Genomic DNA, 17,640 nt, shown 5'->3' with positions numbered 1-17,640 from the left:
TTGGATCAATTAAACGCGTTAACCTATAAATTGCTGTGGGGGCAGCTGTGGGAACTCGGACAGTTTACACAGCATTCGTTTGACCTGGACGCTCTGAAGGTCAAGGTGCATTCGCGCTACGGAAGCTGGCTTGAAGAGAGTTTGACACAGCTAACTGAACAGGGGTATATCAGGCTGCCACAAGGACAGGGCCTTGCGAAAGCATCTCCTCCTGTTCATTTGAACGAGGTGTGGGAAGAGTGGGCGGCCGCGAAGAAGGAATGGCTGGGCAATCCCAATCTACATGCCCAAGTCAACCTGTTGGAAACGGCACTTCGAGCGCTTCCGGCGATATTGACCGGTCGGACCGCCGCCACTGACGTTCTGTTTCCAAACGGCTCGATGAAGCTTGTCGAAGGCATCTATAAACATAATCCGGTATCGGATTATTTTAACGAGGTGTTGGCCAATACAGCGGCTGCATATGTAAAAAGTCTGGATCAAGGGCAACGGATGCGCATTCTTGAGCTGGGAGCGGGAACGGGCGGTACGAGCGAGATGGTCTTCCGCAAGCTGGAGCCTTACCAGGAACAGATCGCGGAGTACGTTTACAGCGACTTATCAAAAGCATTTCTTATCCATGCACAAGAACAATACGGACCGGCAGTTCCCTATTTAAGCTGCCGGATCGTGAACGTTGAAGAGCCCCTGGCGGAACAGGGGATTTCGCCCGGTACATTCGATATGGTCATCGCGTCTAACGTGCTGCATGCGACAAAAAATATTCGGCTTACGCTACGCAACGTTAAATCTGCACTGAAAAAAAATGGTTTATTGCTGCTAAATGAGATGAGCCACAACACACTCTTCGCTCACCTGACATTCGGTCTTCTGGATGGCTGGTGGCTCTATGAGGACGACTGGCTGCGCATTCCGGGTTCGCCCGCCTTAACTTCGGAGACTTGGATGAAAGTTTTGGAGCAGGAGGGGTTCCAGTCGGTTTATTTCCCGGCGCAGGCAGCTCGGAGCTTGGGACAGCAGATTATCGCTTGTCAGAGCGATGGCGTTGTCCGAAAATCCGGTACATCATCAGCAAAACGAACCGGGTCGAATATGGATACCGCTGCGGCGATGATTGTCTCCACAACGGCAGATGATACCGGAAAAGTGGAACCGAAAGCGGATTGGACTCCTCAGGACAATGACAGATACATGCAAGCTGTCAAGCTCATGCTTAGAAAGCACATCTCGACAGCGCTTAAGGTTGACCGCGATCAGATCGCTCCGAACCATGCTTTTGCCGATTACGGGCTAGATTCCATTACTGGCGTTCACTTAATCCAATTGGTTAATGGGGAGCTTGGACTGGAGCTGCCGACGACCGTTCTGTTTACATACAGCTCGATTAATCAGTTTGCAGGCTATTTGCAGGCTGAGCACGGCGAAGCCGTTTCCAGGGTCTTTGGAGCTGCTGACCGCATACCGCTGCAGGCGGATGCTAGGTCGAACTCGGCAGGCGAAAGCTTACGGGAAACGCCCCCTGCGTTCCAGAAAGCGGATGCACCAGCCCGAGGCCCGGCTCATAAGGAGCCGATTGCCATCATCGGCATGAGCGGTAGGTTTGCCAAATCCCGTAATTTTGAAGAATTATGGGAGCATTTGGCCAGTGGAAAGGATTTGGTCGGGGAAATCACGCGATGGAAACAGTCGGACTTCAATATCGTTCGCTATGGTAGCTTACTTGACGATTATGACCAGTTCGACCCGTACTTTTTTCATATTTCGGGAACGGAAGCGGTTTACATGGACCCTCAGCAGCGGTTGTTTCTGGAGGAGTCCTGGAAAGCACTGGAGGACGCCGGCTATGCCGGTTCGGCAATGGAAGGCCGCCGGTGCGGCGTTTATGTGGGGTATAATATCGGCGATTATATGCATCTGATCGGCGATAATCCCCCGGCGCAGGCGATGTGGGGAAATGCCGGTTCAATCGTAGCTGCTCGAATTTCATATTATTTGAACCTGAAAGGCCCGGCGATAGCAGTTGATACCGCCTGCTCCAGCTCACTCGTATCTGTTCATCTAGCATGTCAGGGACTGTGGGCGCGGGAGACAGATATGAGCTTGGCCGGGGGTGTGTTCATTCAGTCTACCCCAGCTTTTCACGACAGTGCACAGCGGGCAGGCATGCTGTCTGCTTCCGGGCGCTGTTATACGTTTGATGAACGGGCGGACGGCTTTGTACCAGGCGAGGGTGTCGGTGCGGTTGTTCTCAAACGGTTAAGCGATGCAGTTGCTGATGGCGACCATATCTACGGTGTCATTGCCGGATCGGGCATGAACCAGGACGGCACGACCAACGGGATTACGGCTCCGAGCGGTGCTGCACAGGAAGAGCTCGAGCGCGAAGTGTATGAACAATTCGGCATCGATCCGGGGCGCATTCAACTGGTAGAAGCACACGGCACTGGCACTAAGCTTGGCGACCCCATCGAGCATGAGGCGTTAACGCGCGCATTTAGACATTACACAGCCAAAACAGAATACTGTGCGATCGGCTCTATCAAGACAACGATCGGCCATACGATCGCTGCTGCGGGCATCGCGGGGTTGATCAAGCTGATGTTGTCATTGAAATATAAAAAGCTTCCGCCATCCCTTCATTATCAGAAGGGCAATGCGAATATCCGAATGGAAGGAAGCCCCTTCTACGTCAACACCCATCTCAAGGAATGGCCTGCTGAGCCGGGTGAAAGCCGGTTCGCGGCGATCAGTTCATTCGGCTTCAGCGGGACGAATGTGCATATGGTCCTTCAGGAAGCGCCAACGATCAATCGTCAGCCAAGGCCAACGCGCAGTCATCTGGTAGTGCTGTCGGCGCAGTCCGACGCGCAGCTGCGTCAGCAGGCGGAGCAGCTTATCGCTTACTGCGACAAGCATCCCGAAGCGGATATCGGGGATATGAGCTATACACTGCTGATCGGACGTAAGCATTTGCCGCATCGGCTGGCCTGTATCATTGAGGATGTGACTGCCCTTGTCGCTGTGCTGAACCGCTGGCTCCTTGAGGGGAGCGCGCCGGGTCTCTTTGCGTCGGTCGTGCACGAATGGGAACGGCAGGAGGATGCGATCAAGAAGAACGAGGGTCTGGCGTACATCATGGAATGGCATAATTCGGAGCTCGATAAGCCGGAGGTGTTAGAAAGGATTGCCGGCTTGTATCAGCAAGGCTATGAGCTGGCGTATGACAAGCTGTTTACAGACAGTCAATACAGACGGATTTCATTGCCGGTGTATCCCTTTGCACGGGAGAGATTTTGGGTGCCGCTTAGCGGAGTAAGTGAGTCGGTAAAGCGGGATGAACAGCAGCAATCGGAAGTTCTTCATCCGCTGGTGCACCGCAATACGTCGACGCTTACGGAGCAGCGGTACAGCTCCGTTTTCACGGGCGATGAGCCCTTCTTCACGGACCATGTGCTAAACGGCCAGAAGATTTTACCCGGCTCCGCTTACTTGGAAATGGCTCATGTAGCCGTACGGCTTGCTACTGAATCGGCTGCTGACGACGGACGAATCCTGCAGCTAAAGCATGTTGGATGGGTACAACCCCTCATTGCGCGGGATGAACCGGTTGTTCTTCACATCGCGCTCGCTTACGGTGAGAATGAGGAGATTTCGTTCGAGGTATATAGCTTGTCGGGGGATAAAGACAGGGAAGAAGTAGTTGTTCATTTTCAAGGTTCGGGAAGGTGGATGACGGCTGCGCTGGAGGAGCGGCTGAATGTGCAGGAGGCGCAAGCGGCATGCCGCCATACGGTTTCGTCAGAAGCATGCTACCAGGCGTTTGCACAGATCGGCTTTCATTACGGCATCACCCACAAGGGCATCGAGCAGCTTCATATTGGAGAACAGGCAGCGTTGGCAAAGTTGTCGATGCTTGCTGATCAAGGGAGCGTGGAGCCTTTTACAATGCATCCCGGTCTGCTGGATGCCGCGCTTCAATCAATGGCTGGTCTTGTATTCGGAGAAAATAACGTAAGTCCATTGGATGGCAGTCTTCATTTAAGCCCGCTTCTGCCCTTCGCTATTGAAACGCTCGATATCGTACATGCCATGGATGCCGAGATGTGGGCGTATTTGCGATTCAGTCACGACTCGGGGATGCGTGGCGGCATTAAGAAGATTGATATCGATTTGGTTGACGGTCAGGGCCGTTTATGCGTACGGGTCAAAGGGTATGCTGCCCGCCCGGTACAAGCAAACGCACACTCCGACGAGGGAGTGTTGTTGTTCGAGCCGATATGGGAAACGGCGGAGGACTCTATAGGTACAAACGAAGCTGTGCACCGATATGAGCGCCGAATTGTCGTCGCTGCTGAAGAGTGTGCCTTCGCTCTGGAGGAAATCGAAGGACAGGAGGATGACGTCCGGTGCATCGCGCTGCAGACCGAACATCAGGATAAGATCGACCTGCGTTACCATGCTTATGCAGAAAAGCTGCTCGGTATCGTACAGGAAGTGCTGCAGGATAAGCGCCCAACTATGATACAGCTGCTTATCGGTCATACGGATCAACAGCAACTGGCTGCGGGGTTGTCGGGAATGCTCAAAACAGCGACCATGGAAGAGCCGAGAATAGCCGGACAGCTGATCGAGATTGAAACTCAGTCGAGTGAGCTGCACCTCGCCCAATTACTAGCGGCGTACGCAAAGCACCCAGAATTGCAGCACATCCGATTGAATAGGGAGCAGCAGAGCACTCTGCGCTGGCGCGAGATGCGTACGGTTCCCGAGCCGTCTACAGTCGTTCCTTGGAAGGATGGCGGCGTTTACCTCATAACCGGGGGAATAGGCGGGCTTGGCGTGCTGTTTGCGGAAGAAATTGCGCGAAGGACCCGCGGCGCTGCCGTGATCCTTGCGGGACGATCAGCACTGGACCAAAACAAGCGTGCACGGATAGAGCAATTAACCAACCGAGGGCTGACGGTGGAATACAGGCAAACGGATGTCGGTAGTCTGGAGGCGGTGGAAACGCTGATCCAAGAGATTTGCCGCAAATACGGTACATTAAACGGGATCCTGCACGGCGCAGGTGTTATTCAAGATGCGTATTTGAAGAACAAGTCCGCTGTTGAACTACAGAACGTCCTTCGGCCAAAAGTATCCGGAACGGTCCATCTGGATGATGCGACTCGCCATATTCCGTTGGATTTCTTCCTGCTTTTCTCGGCTTTAGCAGGTGTAATAGGTAATCCCGCTCAGGCTGATTATGCGGCCGCCAACGCTTTTCTGAATCGTTTTGCTGCCTACCGTAACGAGTTAGCGGAAGCTGGACAACGGCATGGCCGCACATTGTCGATTTGTTGGCCGCTGTGGCAAGAAGGCGGCATGCAGGTTCATGCCGAGACGGCGAAGCTGTTGAAGCAAAAGAGCGGCATGAGGGCAATGGCAAGCAGCACGGGCATTCAAGCGTTTTACATGGCTTTGGCTGCTGGAAAATCGCAAATCACCGTTATCGACGGTGAGAAAGAAACGTTACGTTCCTTTATGCGGATGGCTCAGAACGAAGGGAAGGCGAAGGCTTTCGATAGCGGCATAAAAGAACCGTCCGCTTGGGATCAAAGCGATACGCTTCAGGAGAAAGCGGTCGCGTACTTGACGAATTTGATATCCTCCGTGGCCGGCACGCCCGCTAGCCGGATGGACCCTGAAGCTCCGATGGAAACGTACGGCCTCGATTCCGTCATGGTGATGCAAATCACCAGCCGGCTGGAAGCAGTCTTCGGTTCTTTGTCGAAAACATTGTTTTTCGAATACCCAAACATCGGTCGACTGGCGGCTTTTTTCATCGAACATCATCGGTTCCGTTTGGCCGAGTTAGTAGGCGCAAAAATGGCGGCGGAAGAATCCATGAGTCCTACTACCGTTTTACCGAAGCCAAAGGAAGCATACCGAAAAGCTGCACGTCCGATATCCAAGCGGCCGACAGAAGCACGGGACGGAAGTCGTCGTGTACACGATATTGCGATCATCGGCATAGCCGGTCGTTATCCGGGTGCTAAAAATGTTGAACAATTTTGGGAGAAGCTTCGTGACGGTCAGGACTGCATCAGCGAAATTCCGCCCGACCGCTGGGATCACAGCGTCTACTATGACCAGGATAAGAGTAAGCCGGGGAAAGTATATACGAAGTGGGGCGGATTTGTGGAGGGCGTCGACCGCTTCGATCCGTTGTTCTTTAATATATCGCCGCGTGAAGCCGAGATCATGGACCCGCAGGAAAGATTGTTTCTGCAATGCGTCTATGAAGCGATCGAAGACGCCGGATATACACGGGAAACGCTCGCTGCCGAGGGGCAAGGGAAGACGAAGCGGGTTGGCGTATTCGTTGGCGTCATGAACGAGGAATATCAGCTATATGGCGCGGAGTTGACTGCTCGAGGGAAGCCAATCGCACTATCCGGTAATCCCTCGTCTGTCGCAAACCGGGTCTCTTACTTCTGCGATTTCAAAGGACCAAGCATGGCGGTGGACACGATGTGTTCTTCGTCGTTGACAGCCATTCATCTGGCTTGCCAAAGCTTGCGGCAAGGGGAAAGTCGTGTTGCCGTGGCCGGCGGAGTCAACGTATCCGTCCACCCGAATAAATACATTTTCCTTTCCCAAGGTAAATTCGCTTCCAGCAAAGGCCGCTGTGAAAGCTTCGGGAAAGACGGCGACGGTTACGTACCCGGCGAGGGGGTAGGTGCAGCTGTGTTGAAACCGCTCGAAGATGCAATTGCGGACGGCGATCTCATTTATGGCATTATCAAGGGAACGGCCATCAACCACGGCGGCAAAACAAACGGCTATTCGGTACCCAGTCCAGCTGCGCAGGCCGATGTCATTGGCGAGGCAATCAAGGATGCCGGTATTGATCCGCGAACCATTACCTATATCGAAGCGCACGGCACGGGCACTTCGCTTGGCGATCCGATTGAAATCGAGGGCTTGAGCCAATCCTTCCGCGCCCATACGGCCGACGTTCGCTTTTGTGCGATCGGCTCGGCCAAATCGAACATCGGCCATTGCGAAAGCGCAGCAGGCATTGCCGGTTTGACGAAGGTATTGCTTCAGATGAAATACGGTCAACTGGCGCCTTCTCTGCATGCGGAGGAGCTCAATCCGAACATCGATTTCGAGCAATCACCTTTTGTGGTACAGCGGGCGTTGGAGGCCTGGAACCGACCTGCTCTGATTATAGACGGGACGACAAAGGAACTTCCGAGAATTGCCGGACTCTCTTCCTTTGGCGCGGGAGGCTCCAACGGGCATCTCGTTATCGAAGAATATATTTCAGAAGAACATGTGACAGGCGAAAAGCAGACTTACCATAGGCACGATCCGGCTATCATTGTACTTTCAGCGCGCGACGAAGAGCGTCTACAGCTCGTTGCGCAGCGTCTCTTGTCCTTCATACGCCATCAAGGGTGTGAACACATAAACCTGGAGAATCTTGCCTACACCCTCCAAGTGGGCCGGGAAGCGATGGAGGAACGGCTGGCGATGCTCGTTGGTTCGGTCGAGGAGCTGGAGAATAAGCTGCTTGCTTATTTAGCGAATCGCGAAGAACGGGACAACCTTTTCCGGGGTCACATCCAGACCAATGAACTGATGCAAATGTGGCGGACAGACGAGGATTTATCGGAGACGTTTAAGGCATGGATGAGAAAAGGGAAATTCGCGAAGATCCTCGGCCTGTGGGTGAAAGGGCTGAACATCGATTGGCGTCTGCTTTACGAAGATATGGTTCCACGCCGGATGAGCCTGCCAACGTATCCGTTTGCGGAGGAGAGGTACTGGATACCGGAAACCGACATCATATTTGCTCGGGAAGGAGAGGGCGGGAAACCTCTTCATCCATTGCTGCACCGGAATACATCGGAAGTGTCGCAGCTGCGTTTCAGTTCGCTGTTTACCGGTAAGGAGCATTTCCTGGCCGATCATGTTGTTGATGGGAATAAGGTTATGCCGGGCGCCGCTTATCTCGAAATGATTCGTGCAGCCGCTGAGGCTGCAGCCGGCAAACTGTTAAGTTCGGCAGGCACTCGTCTTCATCAGATCGTATGGAGAAAACCGCTTGTCATGAACAATGCATCCTCCGAGGTGCATATTCGGCTCCGTAAGGAAGACGAAGAATTGGCATGCGAGGTCTTTACCAATCAGGGCGAAGACGAGAATGAGACCTTGTATTGTACGGCAACGGTATTGCTTCAGGAGCCCGAAGAGAGCCCGATTATGGATATTGAAGTCATAAGGTCACAATGCAGCGGGCCGAAGCTGTCAGGGGAGCAGTGCTATCGGGCATTCGAATCAGCTGGACTTTTGTATGGACCCGGCAACAGAGGGATCAGAAGTATCTATACCGGCAACGCTCAAGCATTGGCGAACGTGTTTGTTCCGGCGGAAGCAGCTGACACGCCGCATGATTATGTGCTTCATCCGAGTTTGATTGATTCCGTCTTCCAGGCAACGGTCGGCTTGTTTCCCCGTCAAGTTCTGGAAGCAATGGAGGGGCAGCCGCAATCCGTGAGCCCAATCGTTCCTTTTGCGCTGGAGGAATTGGACATCCTTGGCCCATGTTCAGGAGAGATGTGGGCATGGATCCGGTTTAGCAGCGATCTTCTACCGGAGAGCCCGATCCGCAAGCTGGATATCGAGCTTATCGACACCAGCGGAATCGTTCGTGTACGGATAAGAGGATTGACGTCCAGACGGATTGACCGTGAAGAGGTGTATGAACAACCTGTTGCTTCCCCTAAAGAAACGCTGTTGTTCCAGCCGATATGGGAACTGAAGCCTTGCCATACGGAGAAGAATACAGTGACTTATACAAGGCGTATCGTCTTGTTGGGCGGATCGGACAGCTCCCTTGCGAATCAGCTCATGCAACAGGGGGGCGGGGCAGAGGTTCATCTATTGGGCGACGGCCTAGAAAATATGACGTTGGCGTCGTGTTATACGATTTATGCCAAACGGATGCTGAAACAGCTTCAATCCGCACTTCATGGTACGGAAGGCAGGACGCTGATTCAATTGGTGCTCCCGAATAACGACAATCAGCGTGTCATGGTTGGATTAAGTGGAATGCTGAAGACCGCAGCTCTTGAACATCCCGGTGTCGTCGGGCAGACGATTTTACTGGGTAAGGACTCGGTGGGCCCTGTCATTGCCGGGATTATCGACGAGAATGGGTCTGAACCGGAGGACGACGTCATTCGTTATGAAGCCGGTAATCGTTATGTTCAAAGGCTTGTGGAAATGGAACACAAAAACGGGGCTCCGGTACCTTGGAAACATAACGGCACGTATCTGATCACAGGCGGCTGCGGCAAGCTCGGGATGATCGCTGCGCGAGATGCCGCCGCGCGGACTAGGGGTGCGAACCTGATCCTAACGGGGCGCTCCGCTCATGATGAAGGAATACAGAAGCATCTTGACGAGTTGAAAGCGGTGGGAGCCCATGCAGAGTACCGCAGCTTGGACATCAGCGACGCTTCCGCCATCCAAGAAACAATCGAACAGATAGAAGCTCGCTATGGCGGTTTGTCCGGTATCATTCATTGCGCAGGCATTCGATCGGACAGCTTCATCTTGAAAAAAACGGAAATGGACATCGATCGGGTATTTGCAGCTAAAGTGGCCGGTCTTATTCATCTGGACCGTTCAACGAGGCATATGGAGCTCGACTTTATGCTGCTTTATTCCTCTCTTGCCGGAACATTGGGCAATTTCGGTCAAGCCGACTATGCAGCCGCCAATGGGTTTATGGACGCGTTCGCAGCGCATCGGAACTCTCTTACGGCTTCAGGACATCGCAAGGGCAAAGCCTGCTCAATCGCTTGGCCGCTCTGGGAGAAGGGCGGCATGCAGATCGATGAGGAAACGCTCTCCATGATGAACAGGCTGACCGGGATGTCTGTGCTCGAAACCGCCGGTGGATTGCATGCTTTATATGCCGCAGCAGCATCTGCAGCGGACCATGTCCTGACGATAGCGGGAGATCCTTCCCGCATACGGGCTGCCTTGACGGCCGGGAGTCAGTCTCCGCCGCAGGCTCAAGCTCGACCGGCAGCTGTCGTGCAGCAGCCTGTAACGGCTGAAGGCATTCCAGCCTTTCCGCGGGATGAGCTGGAGCATAGAACCATAGCGTACTTAAAATCGCTTGTATCGGCGGTAATTAAGCTGCCCATTCAGCGGATGCATGAGGATACGCCGTTCGAGAAATATGGTGTCGATTCAGTGACCATCATGCAGTTGACGGCGAGTCTGGAACAATCATTCGGAACGTTGTCCAAATCGCTATTCTTTGAATATATGACGATCAGGGAGCTGGCCGGCTATTTGATGCGTGCTCACCTCGGCCGTCTGCCTGCTGTCTTGGGCTTGGAGGACGGTTCTTCGTTCGGATCGGCAGTGTCCATCCCTGAACGCGTCAGGTTTTCGCGTGATGACAGCCATGCTGTAGAGAAAGAAGAACCGCCTGCCGGCAATAACGATGTTGAATCGGTAGGAGCTGGAGCTACAACCGAATGGCGGCCGGAGGATATCGCGATTATCGGGGTGGCCGGACGCTATCCGGGAGCAAGAGACGTGGAGGCGTTTTGGCACAATATCCGGAACGGCGTCGACAGCATCACCGAAATCCCGGCAGATCGTTGGAATCATGAGGCGATCTTTGATGCAGAGCCTGATAAACAGGGGAAAACCTATTCTAAATGGGGAGGCTTCCTGGAAGGGGTGGATCGTTTCGATCCGTTGTTCTTTCACATTTCGCGAAAAGAAGCGGCGTTTATGGATCCTCAGGAGCGATTGTTTCTACAGTGCACATATGAGCTGCTGCAGGATGCCGGATACACGAGGCATGACCTGCAGCAGCTCGATTCGTCCGGTCTTGGCGGTAATGTAGGTGTTTACGTCGGTGTCATGTACGAGGAATATCAGCTTTATGGTGCTGAAGAAACGGTTCGGGGCCGGCCGATGGCGCTGTCTGGCAGCGCTTCATCGATTGCGAACCGCGTATCGTATTTTTGCAATTTACATGGACCGAGCCTGGCTATCGATACGATGTGCTCATCTTCGCTCACTGCGATACATTTGGCCTGCCAAAGTCTGCGCGCGGGAGAATGCGATGCAGCTATAGCTGGGGGTGTAAACCTTTCTATTCATCCGAATAAGTACTTGGCGCTTGCGCAAGGAAAATTCGCGTCGAGCAAAGGACGGTGCGAGAGCTTCGGCGAGGGAGGCGACGGTTACGTGCCGGGCGAAGGCGTTGGCGCCGTTCTGTTAAAGCCGTTGTCACGGGCCATTGCCGACAAAGACCGTATCTACGGCGTCATTAAAGGCTCAGCTGTCAACCATGGCGGTAAGACGAACGGCTACTCGGTTCCGAATCCGAAAGCGCAGGCAAGTGTGGTCGAGCGGGCGATCCGAAAGTCGGGCATTGATCCGGGCGCAATCAGCTATATCGAAGCGCATGGAACCGGTACGGCGCTTGGCGATCCCATCGAAATAAAAGGTTTAAGTGATGCATGGAAAACGAGTGCCCTTCCGACATTCGCTTGTGCGATCGGTTCCGTAAAATCCAACATCGGTCATTGCGAGAGTGCAGCGGGAATTGCAGGCTTAACGAAGGTTCTGATGCAGTTGAAATACGGGGAGCTGGCGCCATCGCTTCATTCCGAGAAGCTGAACCCGAATATCGTCTTCCTGGATACACCGTTTAGGGTGCAGCAGAAGCTGGAGGAATGGAAGCGGCCCGTCGTCGAAGCAGGCGGAGAAAAGCGGGAAATGCCGCGCATAGCGGGCATTTCTTCATTCGGCGCGGGAGGATCCAATGCTCACTTAATCGTGGAAGAATATAATCCGCCCGTAGCGGTACTTTCGGCCGATCGAGCCGAGAGGACCGTTCCGATTGTTTTGTCCGCACCGAACAAAGAGGGACTGAAACGATTGGCTTCTCGCTATCTGAATGCAATAGCGATGCGGCAGATTACGGATGATAACTTGACTGATGCGGCTTACACCCTTCAGGTGGGCCGTGAGGCGATGGAAGAACGAGCGGCTATGACCGTTTCATCGGTTCTGGAGCTGAAACGCGGGTTGCAGGCGATTGCCGAGAATGGCCAAATGGAGAATCTTCACCTCGGTAGGGTGAAGTCAGGCGCGGCACTGTCCGAGCTACAAGCCGGAGCGCCGGATGAATCGACCTGGCTGGGATGGTTTGCTTCAGAGAAGTTTGAGCCGCTTTTGTCTTTATGGGTAAGCGGCATTGATTTCAATTGGCGGCTTGTCTACGGCAAAATGGCACCAAGACGCATTAGCCTGCCCTCCTATCCGTTCGCTGAAGAAAAATGCTGGTATAACATTAGCGGCAATGGACAGAAATCCGCAGGAACATATGGAAGCGATCCTGCTCCAGCTCCAAAAGTTCATATTCGTGAGGCTGGAACGATGGACCGGGAAGCAGTGGAGACAATTTCGTTAAGGCCGCTATCGAACATTCCCGATCAAATCGATCACGGAAGCGGACACTCGCTGCGGCTCCCGCTGATTAAATTGAAGAAGATCGACGGGGTATCGAAACAGCGCATATCGCTCGACGTGTTGACTGAGCAGCTGGCCGAGAGTTTGGCCGATACGATGTTTATGGAGCGGGCCGAATTGGACCCGGAGAGAAAGTTTGTCGAAATCGGCGTGGACTCGATTATCGGCGTGGAATGGATCAAAGCAGTGAATAAGAAGTATGACGTATCCATTACGGCGACCAAAATATATGATTACTCGACTTTAAGCGAATTTGCCTCCTATTTGCACGACGTAATCGCTGAGAAGGCCGCTTCGGTTGGGAACGAAGCGGAAGCAGAAACAGAACACGATTACGATCACTTAAGCCAGTTGCCGAAGCAAACGGCGGTACTTATGGCAGCCGAATATGAGGACCCTGCCGAAGAAAGGACGCCCCCTCCAAGCAACGGTGTTTCCTTGGAGGTACTGGAAGAACAATTGGTCCAGAGCATGGCGGAGGCCATGTTTATGCAACCTGATGAGATTGATCCTGAAATCAAATTCGTGGACATCGGGGTTGATTCGATTGTCGGCGTCGAATGGATCAAGGCGGTTAATAAGCAATACGGCACGAGCATCACGGCGACGAAAATTTATGACTATTCGACGATCAGACAGTTCGCGGCGTACCTGAGTTCCGAGCTGGGCCGGGGGCAAGGCGCTTCCCCGGAACAGGAAATCGGACGTTCTTCGCTTCTGCTGGATGACATTTTACAGCAAGTAGAAAGCGGAAGGCTCGACATTCATGAGGCTAACAATTACGTCAGTCGTCTTATCCTTGAGGAGGAACGAAATTGAACAGACAAGAAATAACAGCCCTTATCATAAAAAATTTGTATGAGATCGTCCCCGAATTAGAGGGACGGGAACTAAGGCCGGAGGACCGGCTTTCGGATCTCGGATTGAACTCCATCGACCGCGCGGATCTAATTTCGATGGTGATGGAGGATTTGTCGCTTTTGCAGAATCAAAGATCGCAGTTTATTGGATTGTCAAGCATAGGGGAACTGGCCGATGGGTTCTTGGGCAAGCTGTAGACCCGACGATATCGTCATCTCAGGCATCGGCATCACATCGGCCATTGGTCAAGGACAGGCGGTCTTCGCGGCAGCCCTCCTTGACGGCCGGCACGCCTTTGCTGTGCTGAACCGTCCAGGTCGCCAAAAAGGCAGCTCTTCTTTCCTGGGAGCGGAGATCGAATCGCTGGTTATGCCGGAAAGTCTTTCTAAACGGCTGCTGCGAACAGCTTCCTTCTCCGGGCAGGCTGCGATGGCAACGATGCATGAGGCTTGGGAGGATGCAGTTCTGGATCAGGTTGAGCCAGAGCGTATCGGCCTCATTATCGGCGGTTCCAACTTACAACAGCGGGAGGCTCTCCAAGTCTATGCCTCGTATTCGGAACGTCCTTCGTTTCTGAGGCCCACTTATGCGATGACGTACATGGACAGTGATTTATGCGGACTTTGCACGGAGCAGTTTGGGATTCGTGGATTTGCGTTTACTTTGGGAGGCGCATCCGCAAGCGGTCAGGCTGTTATCGCTCAAGCCGTTCAAGCTGTTAGCTCCGGGGAAGTCGATGCTTGCATCGCAGTCGGGGCATTGGCCGACCTTTCCTATATGGAGCTTGCGGCCTTTCGCAGCCTGGGCGCAATGGGCTCCGATCAATATGCCGACAGACCGGATCTGGCCTGTCGGCCATTCGATCGCGGCCGGGACGGCTTTATCTACGGGGAAAACTGCGCTGCCGTCGTCATTGAGCGCGCGTCTTTTGCTGGTAAGAGAGGGGTTCGTCCTTATGCGGCCATTACCGCCACGGCGATCGCGATGGACGGCAACCGAAATCCGAATCCGTCCTACGAGGGAGAAATGCGCGTAATCCGTGAAGCTCTTCGCCGGGCCGGTATTTCAGCCGCCGACATCGACTACGTCAATCCGCATGGAACGGGCTCTCCGATCGGTGATGAAACGGAGCTGCGCGCGCTTAAAGACAGCGGATTGTCGCATGCCTACATCAATGCGACTAAATCGATAACAGGCCATGGCCTCAGTGCGGCAGGAGCCGTGGAAATTGTTGCGGTCTTGCTTCAGATGCGTAACTCTCGCCTTCATCCGACGCGTAATCTGGAGCTTCCGGTTGACGAGTCGTTCAATTGGGTGAAGGAACAATTCGTCACGCACTCCATTTCTCGTGCTCTATGCCTCAGCATGGGCTTTGGCGGCATGAATACAGCGGTCACACTACAAAAGCTTTAAAACGAACGGAGAAGGAGAATGGCCTTGACTCAAGTTGGAATAGAAGCGATGAATGTTTTTGGCGGCACTGCTTTTCTGGATGTCCCGGAACTTGCAGCGAGGCGCCAATTGGATAATGCACGGTTCGAGAATCTGATGATGCTCGAGAAAACCGTTGCCTTGCCTTACGAGGACCCAATCACGTTCGGTGTCAATGCTGCGAAGCCGATCGTGGATTCGCTGTCTGAAGAAGAGCGGAACCGGATCGAACTGGTGATTACCTGCACGGAATCCGGTATCGATTTCGGCAAATCGATGAGCACGTATATCCATCATTATCTCGGCTTAAACCGCCGCTGCCGGATGTACGAAATCAAGCAGGCCTGCTATTCGGGAACAGCAGGCCTGCATGCTGCAGTTAATTTTATTCTCTCCGGCACATCCCCGGGAGCCAAGGCGCTGGTGATTGCTACGGACATATCCCGTTTTTTCGTGGCTGAGGGTGGGAGCTCGCTGACCGAAGACTGGTCCTATGCAGAGCTAAGTGCGGGAGCTGGAGCTGTTGCCCTTTTGGTCAGCGATACACCGTATGTCTTCCAAATCGATACGGGCGCGAGCGGTTATTACGGTTATGAAGTGATGGATACGTGCCGCCCGATGCCGGACAGCGAAGCAGGTAATTCTGATTTGTCGCTGTCCACGTATTTGGATTGCTGCGAACAAACCTTTATGGCCTACAAATCGCGGGTGCCTGAAGCCGACTATAAGGATACGTTTCAATATTTGGCGTTTCATACTCCCTTCGGTGGTATGGTGAAGGGCGCGCATCGCACGATGATGCGAAGAATCGCGAAGGCCAAAGCGCCGGAGATCGAAGCGGACTTTAATCAACGTGTACTTCCCGGCATTCGATTTTGCCAGCGTGTCGGAAATATCATGGGCGGCACCGTTTTTCTGTCACTGGCAGGCCTAATCGAGCATGGGACGTTTGATACGCCCAAGCGGATCGGCTGTTATTCGTACGGCTCCGGCTGCTGCTCGGAATTTTACAGCGGTGTCGCCACAAGTCAAAGCCAGGTGGCACTGCGTAAATTCAAGCTGAGCGAACGTCTGCAGGAGCGACGTCTGCTCGGCTTTGACGAATATGAAGCGATGCTGAGAAGCGGTCATGGCATCCGGTTTGGAACTCGTAACGCGAAGCTGGACTTGCAAGGGATTCCCGTATCTGTACGGGGTGAGCAGCGTCTCTACCTGGAAGAGATCCGGGACTTCCATCGGATTTACAGGTGGCTGTAATGGAGTTTAAGACGCTACATGTTCGATATCAGGGAACCGTATGCTTTATCAGACTGAACCGACCCGAAGCGGACAACGCAATCAATGACCAGCTTGTAGAGGAACTGGGCTACGTGCTGGACCAATGCGAGGAAGAAGTGACGGTTGTCGTGCTGGAAGGTCTGCCTCATGTATTCTGCACGGGCGCAGATTTCCAGGAGATTCACGCCCATATGGCTGAAGGCCGATCCATACGAAGCAATCCTGAACCTCTGTATGCGTTATGGGTGAAAATGCGCACCGGACCTTACATCGTTCTTTCTCACGTCAAAGGTAAGGCAAATGCCGGGGGGATTGGCTTTATCGCAGCAAGCGATATCGTTCTGGCGGACGGGACGGCTCAATTCAGCCTGTCCGAGCTGCTGTTCGGCCTGTATCCCGCTTGTGTAATGCCGTTTCTTATTCAAAAAACGGGCATGCAGCGCGCGCATTATATGACGCTGATGACACAGACCTTCGATGCGGAAACCGCACTCCGCTGGGGGTTGATCGATGCTTGGGAGCCGGAAAGCGAGTCGCTACTGCGCCGTCATCTGCTTCGATTGAAGCGTCTGCCGAAAGCGGCGGTCGCGAAGTACAAACGCTATATGATTGAGCTGCAGCCCTTAATCCGGGAAGGCAGGGAACTGGCAATAACTGCGAATCAAACCATGTTTGCCGACCCGGATACGCTCGCAGTTATCTATAATTTTGTCAATAAAGGCCAATTTCCATGGGAAGGTTGATGTGTAATGCAACCGGTTGTAGAGCTGCGTGAAATCGAGCCGGGTATCGCACTGATTACAATGCAGGACCGCGTATACAAAAACACGTTCTCCGACGACCTGGTAAAGGGTTTGGCGCATGCTTTCCTAACTGTAAAGGAAACAGAGCGGTATAAAGCCGTTATTTTGACCGGGTATGATACTTATTTTGCCTCAGGCGGGACGCAAGAAGCTTTGCTTGCCATTTTCGAAGGGCAATTGAAATTTACGGACAGCAACATTTACAGTCTTGCATTGGAATGTCCGGTTCCCGTCATATCCGCTATGCAGGGCCATGCGATCGGAGGCGGGTTTGTGATCGGATTGTTTGCCGATTTTGTCGTCATGAGCCGTGAGAGTGTCTATACGGCCAATTTCATGAAATACGGCTTCACACCGGGAATGGGTGCAACGTATATCTTGCCGCGAAAGCTGGGATTGAGCCTGGGCAATGAAATGCTGCTAAGCGGCAGCAATTACCGCGGGGCGGATTTGGAGAAGAGAGGCGTGCCTTTCGCGGTCCTTCCTCGGGACCAAGTGATGAGCCATGCTCTGGAGCTTGCGCGGCAGCTCGCAGAAAAGCCGCGCCTTTCGTTGGTTGCTTTAAAGGACCATCTGGTTGAGACGGTGCGAGCCGAGCTCCCGAATTATATTGCGAAAGAAGTCGCGATGCATGAGCTAACCTTCCATCAGACAGAAGTTCGGGACAAGATTCTGTCCTTATTTGGTAAATAGCGAACAGGCAGGA

At 53.3% G+C, this 17,640-nt stretch carries 6 protein-coding genes; all 6 read left to right on the top strand.

Annotation, left to right across the window (positions count from 1 at the left end; all coding sequences use genetic code 11):
* The 6 genes from C7R94_RS10935 to C7R94_RS10910 are packed head-to-tail and all read left to right on the top strand — an operon-like array spanning window position 1 to window position 17,627.
* A complete protein-coding gene (locus tag C7R94_RS10935; RefSeq protein ID WP_106780908.1) occupies window positions 1-13,380 on the top strand; it encodes an SDR family NAD(P)-dependent oxidoreductase in 13,380 nt (4,459 codons plus the stop codon).
* On the top strand, window positions 13,377-13,619 hold the full coding sequence (locus C7R94_RS10930; RefSeq protein WP_106780905.1) for an acyl carrier protein: 243 nt from the start codon (window positions 13,377-13,379) through the stop codon (window positions 13,617-13,619). Before C7R94_RS10935 ends, C7R94_RS10930 begins: the two co-directional genes overlap by 4 nt.
* Window positions 13,597-14,835 (top strand): beta-ketoacyl synthase N-terminal-like domain-containing protein, encoded by a 1,239-nt coding sequence (locus C7R94_RS10925; protein WP_106780902.1) that lies wholly within the window; start codon window positions 13,597-13,599, stop codon window positions 14,833-14,835. The genes C7R94_RS10930 and C7R94_RS10925 overlap by 23 nt, the downstream gene beginning before the upstream one ends.
* Window positions 14,836-14,859: 24 nt before the next feature.
* Window positions 14,860-16,110 (top strand): hydroxymethylglutaryl-CoA synthase family protein, encoded by a 1,251-nt coding sequence (locus C7R94_RS10920; RefSeq protein WP_085974945.1) that lies wholly within the window; start codon window positions 14,860-14,862, stop codon window positions 16,108-16,110.
* Entirely contained in the window at window positions 16,110-16,874 is a 765-nt protein-coding gene (locus C7R94_RS10915; RefSeq protein ID WP_106780900.1) for an enoyl-CoA hydratase/isomerase, read from the top strand. Before C7R94_RS10920 ends, C7R94_RS10915 begins: the two co-directional genes overlap by 1 nt.
* A 6-nt stretch (window positions 16,875-16,880) precedes the next feature.
* Window positions 16,881-17,627, top strand: a complete 747-nt coding sequence (locus tag C7R94_RS10910) for a polyketide synthase (protein ID WP_016742408.1) — start codon at window positions 16,881-16,883, stop codon at window positions 17,625-17,627.
* Window positions 17,628-17,640 lie beyond the last annotated feature (13 nt).

The sequence above is a fragment of the Brevibacillus sp. NRRL NRS-603 genome (genome assembly GCF_003013445.1).
GTDB lineage: Bacteria > Bacillota > Bacilli > Brevibacillales > Brevibacillaceae > Brevibacillus > Brevibacillus formosus.
Note: the sequence above shows the minus strand (reverse complement) of the source record. Positions and strands in the feature narration are given on the sequence as shown.

What these genes read in the sequence shown, in the direction of transcription:
- C7R94_RS10915 (WP_106780900.1), top strand. Translation starts at nt 16,110, where the DNA reads ATGGAGTTTAAGACGCTACATGTTCGATATCAGGGAACCGTATGCTTT.
- C7R94_RS10910 (WP_016742408.1), top strand. Translation starts at nt 16,881, where the DNA reads ATGCAACCGGTTGTAGAGCTGCGTGAAATCGAGCCGGGTATCGCACTG.
- C7R94_RS10925 (WP_106780902.1), top strand. Translation starts at nt 13,597, where the DNA reads ATGGGTTCTTGGGCAAGCTGTAGACCCGACGATATCGTCATCTCAGGC.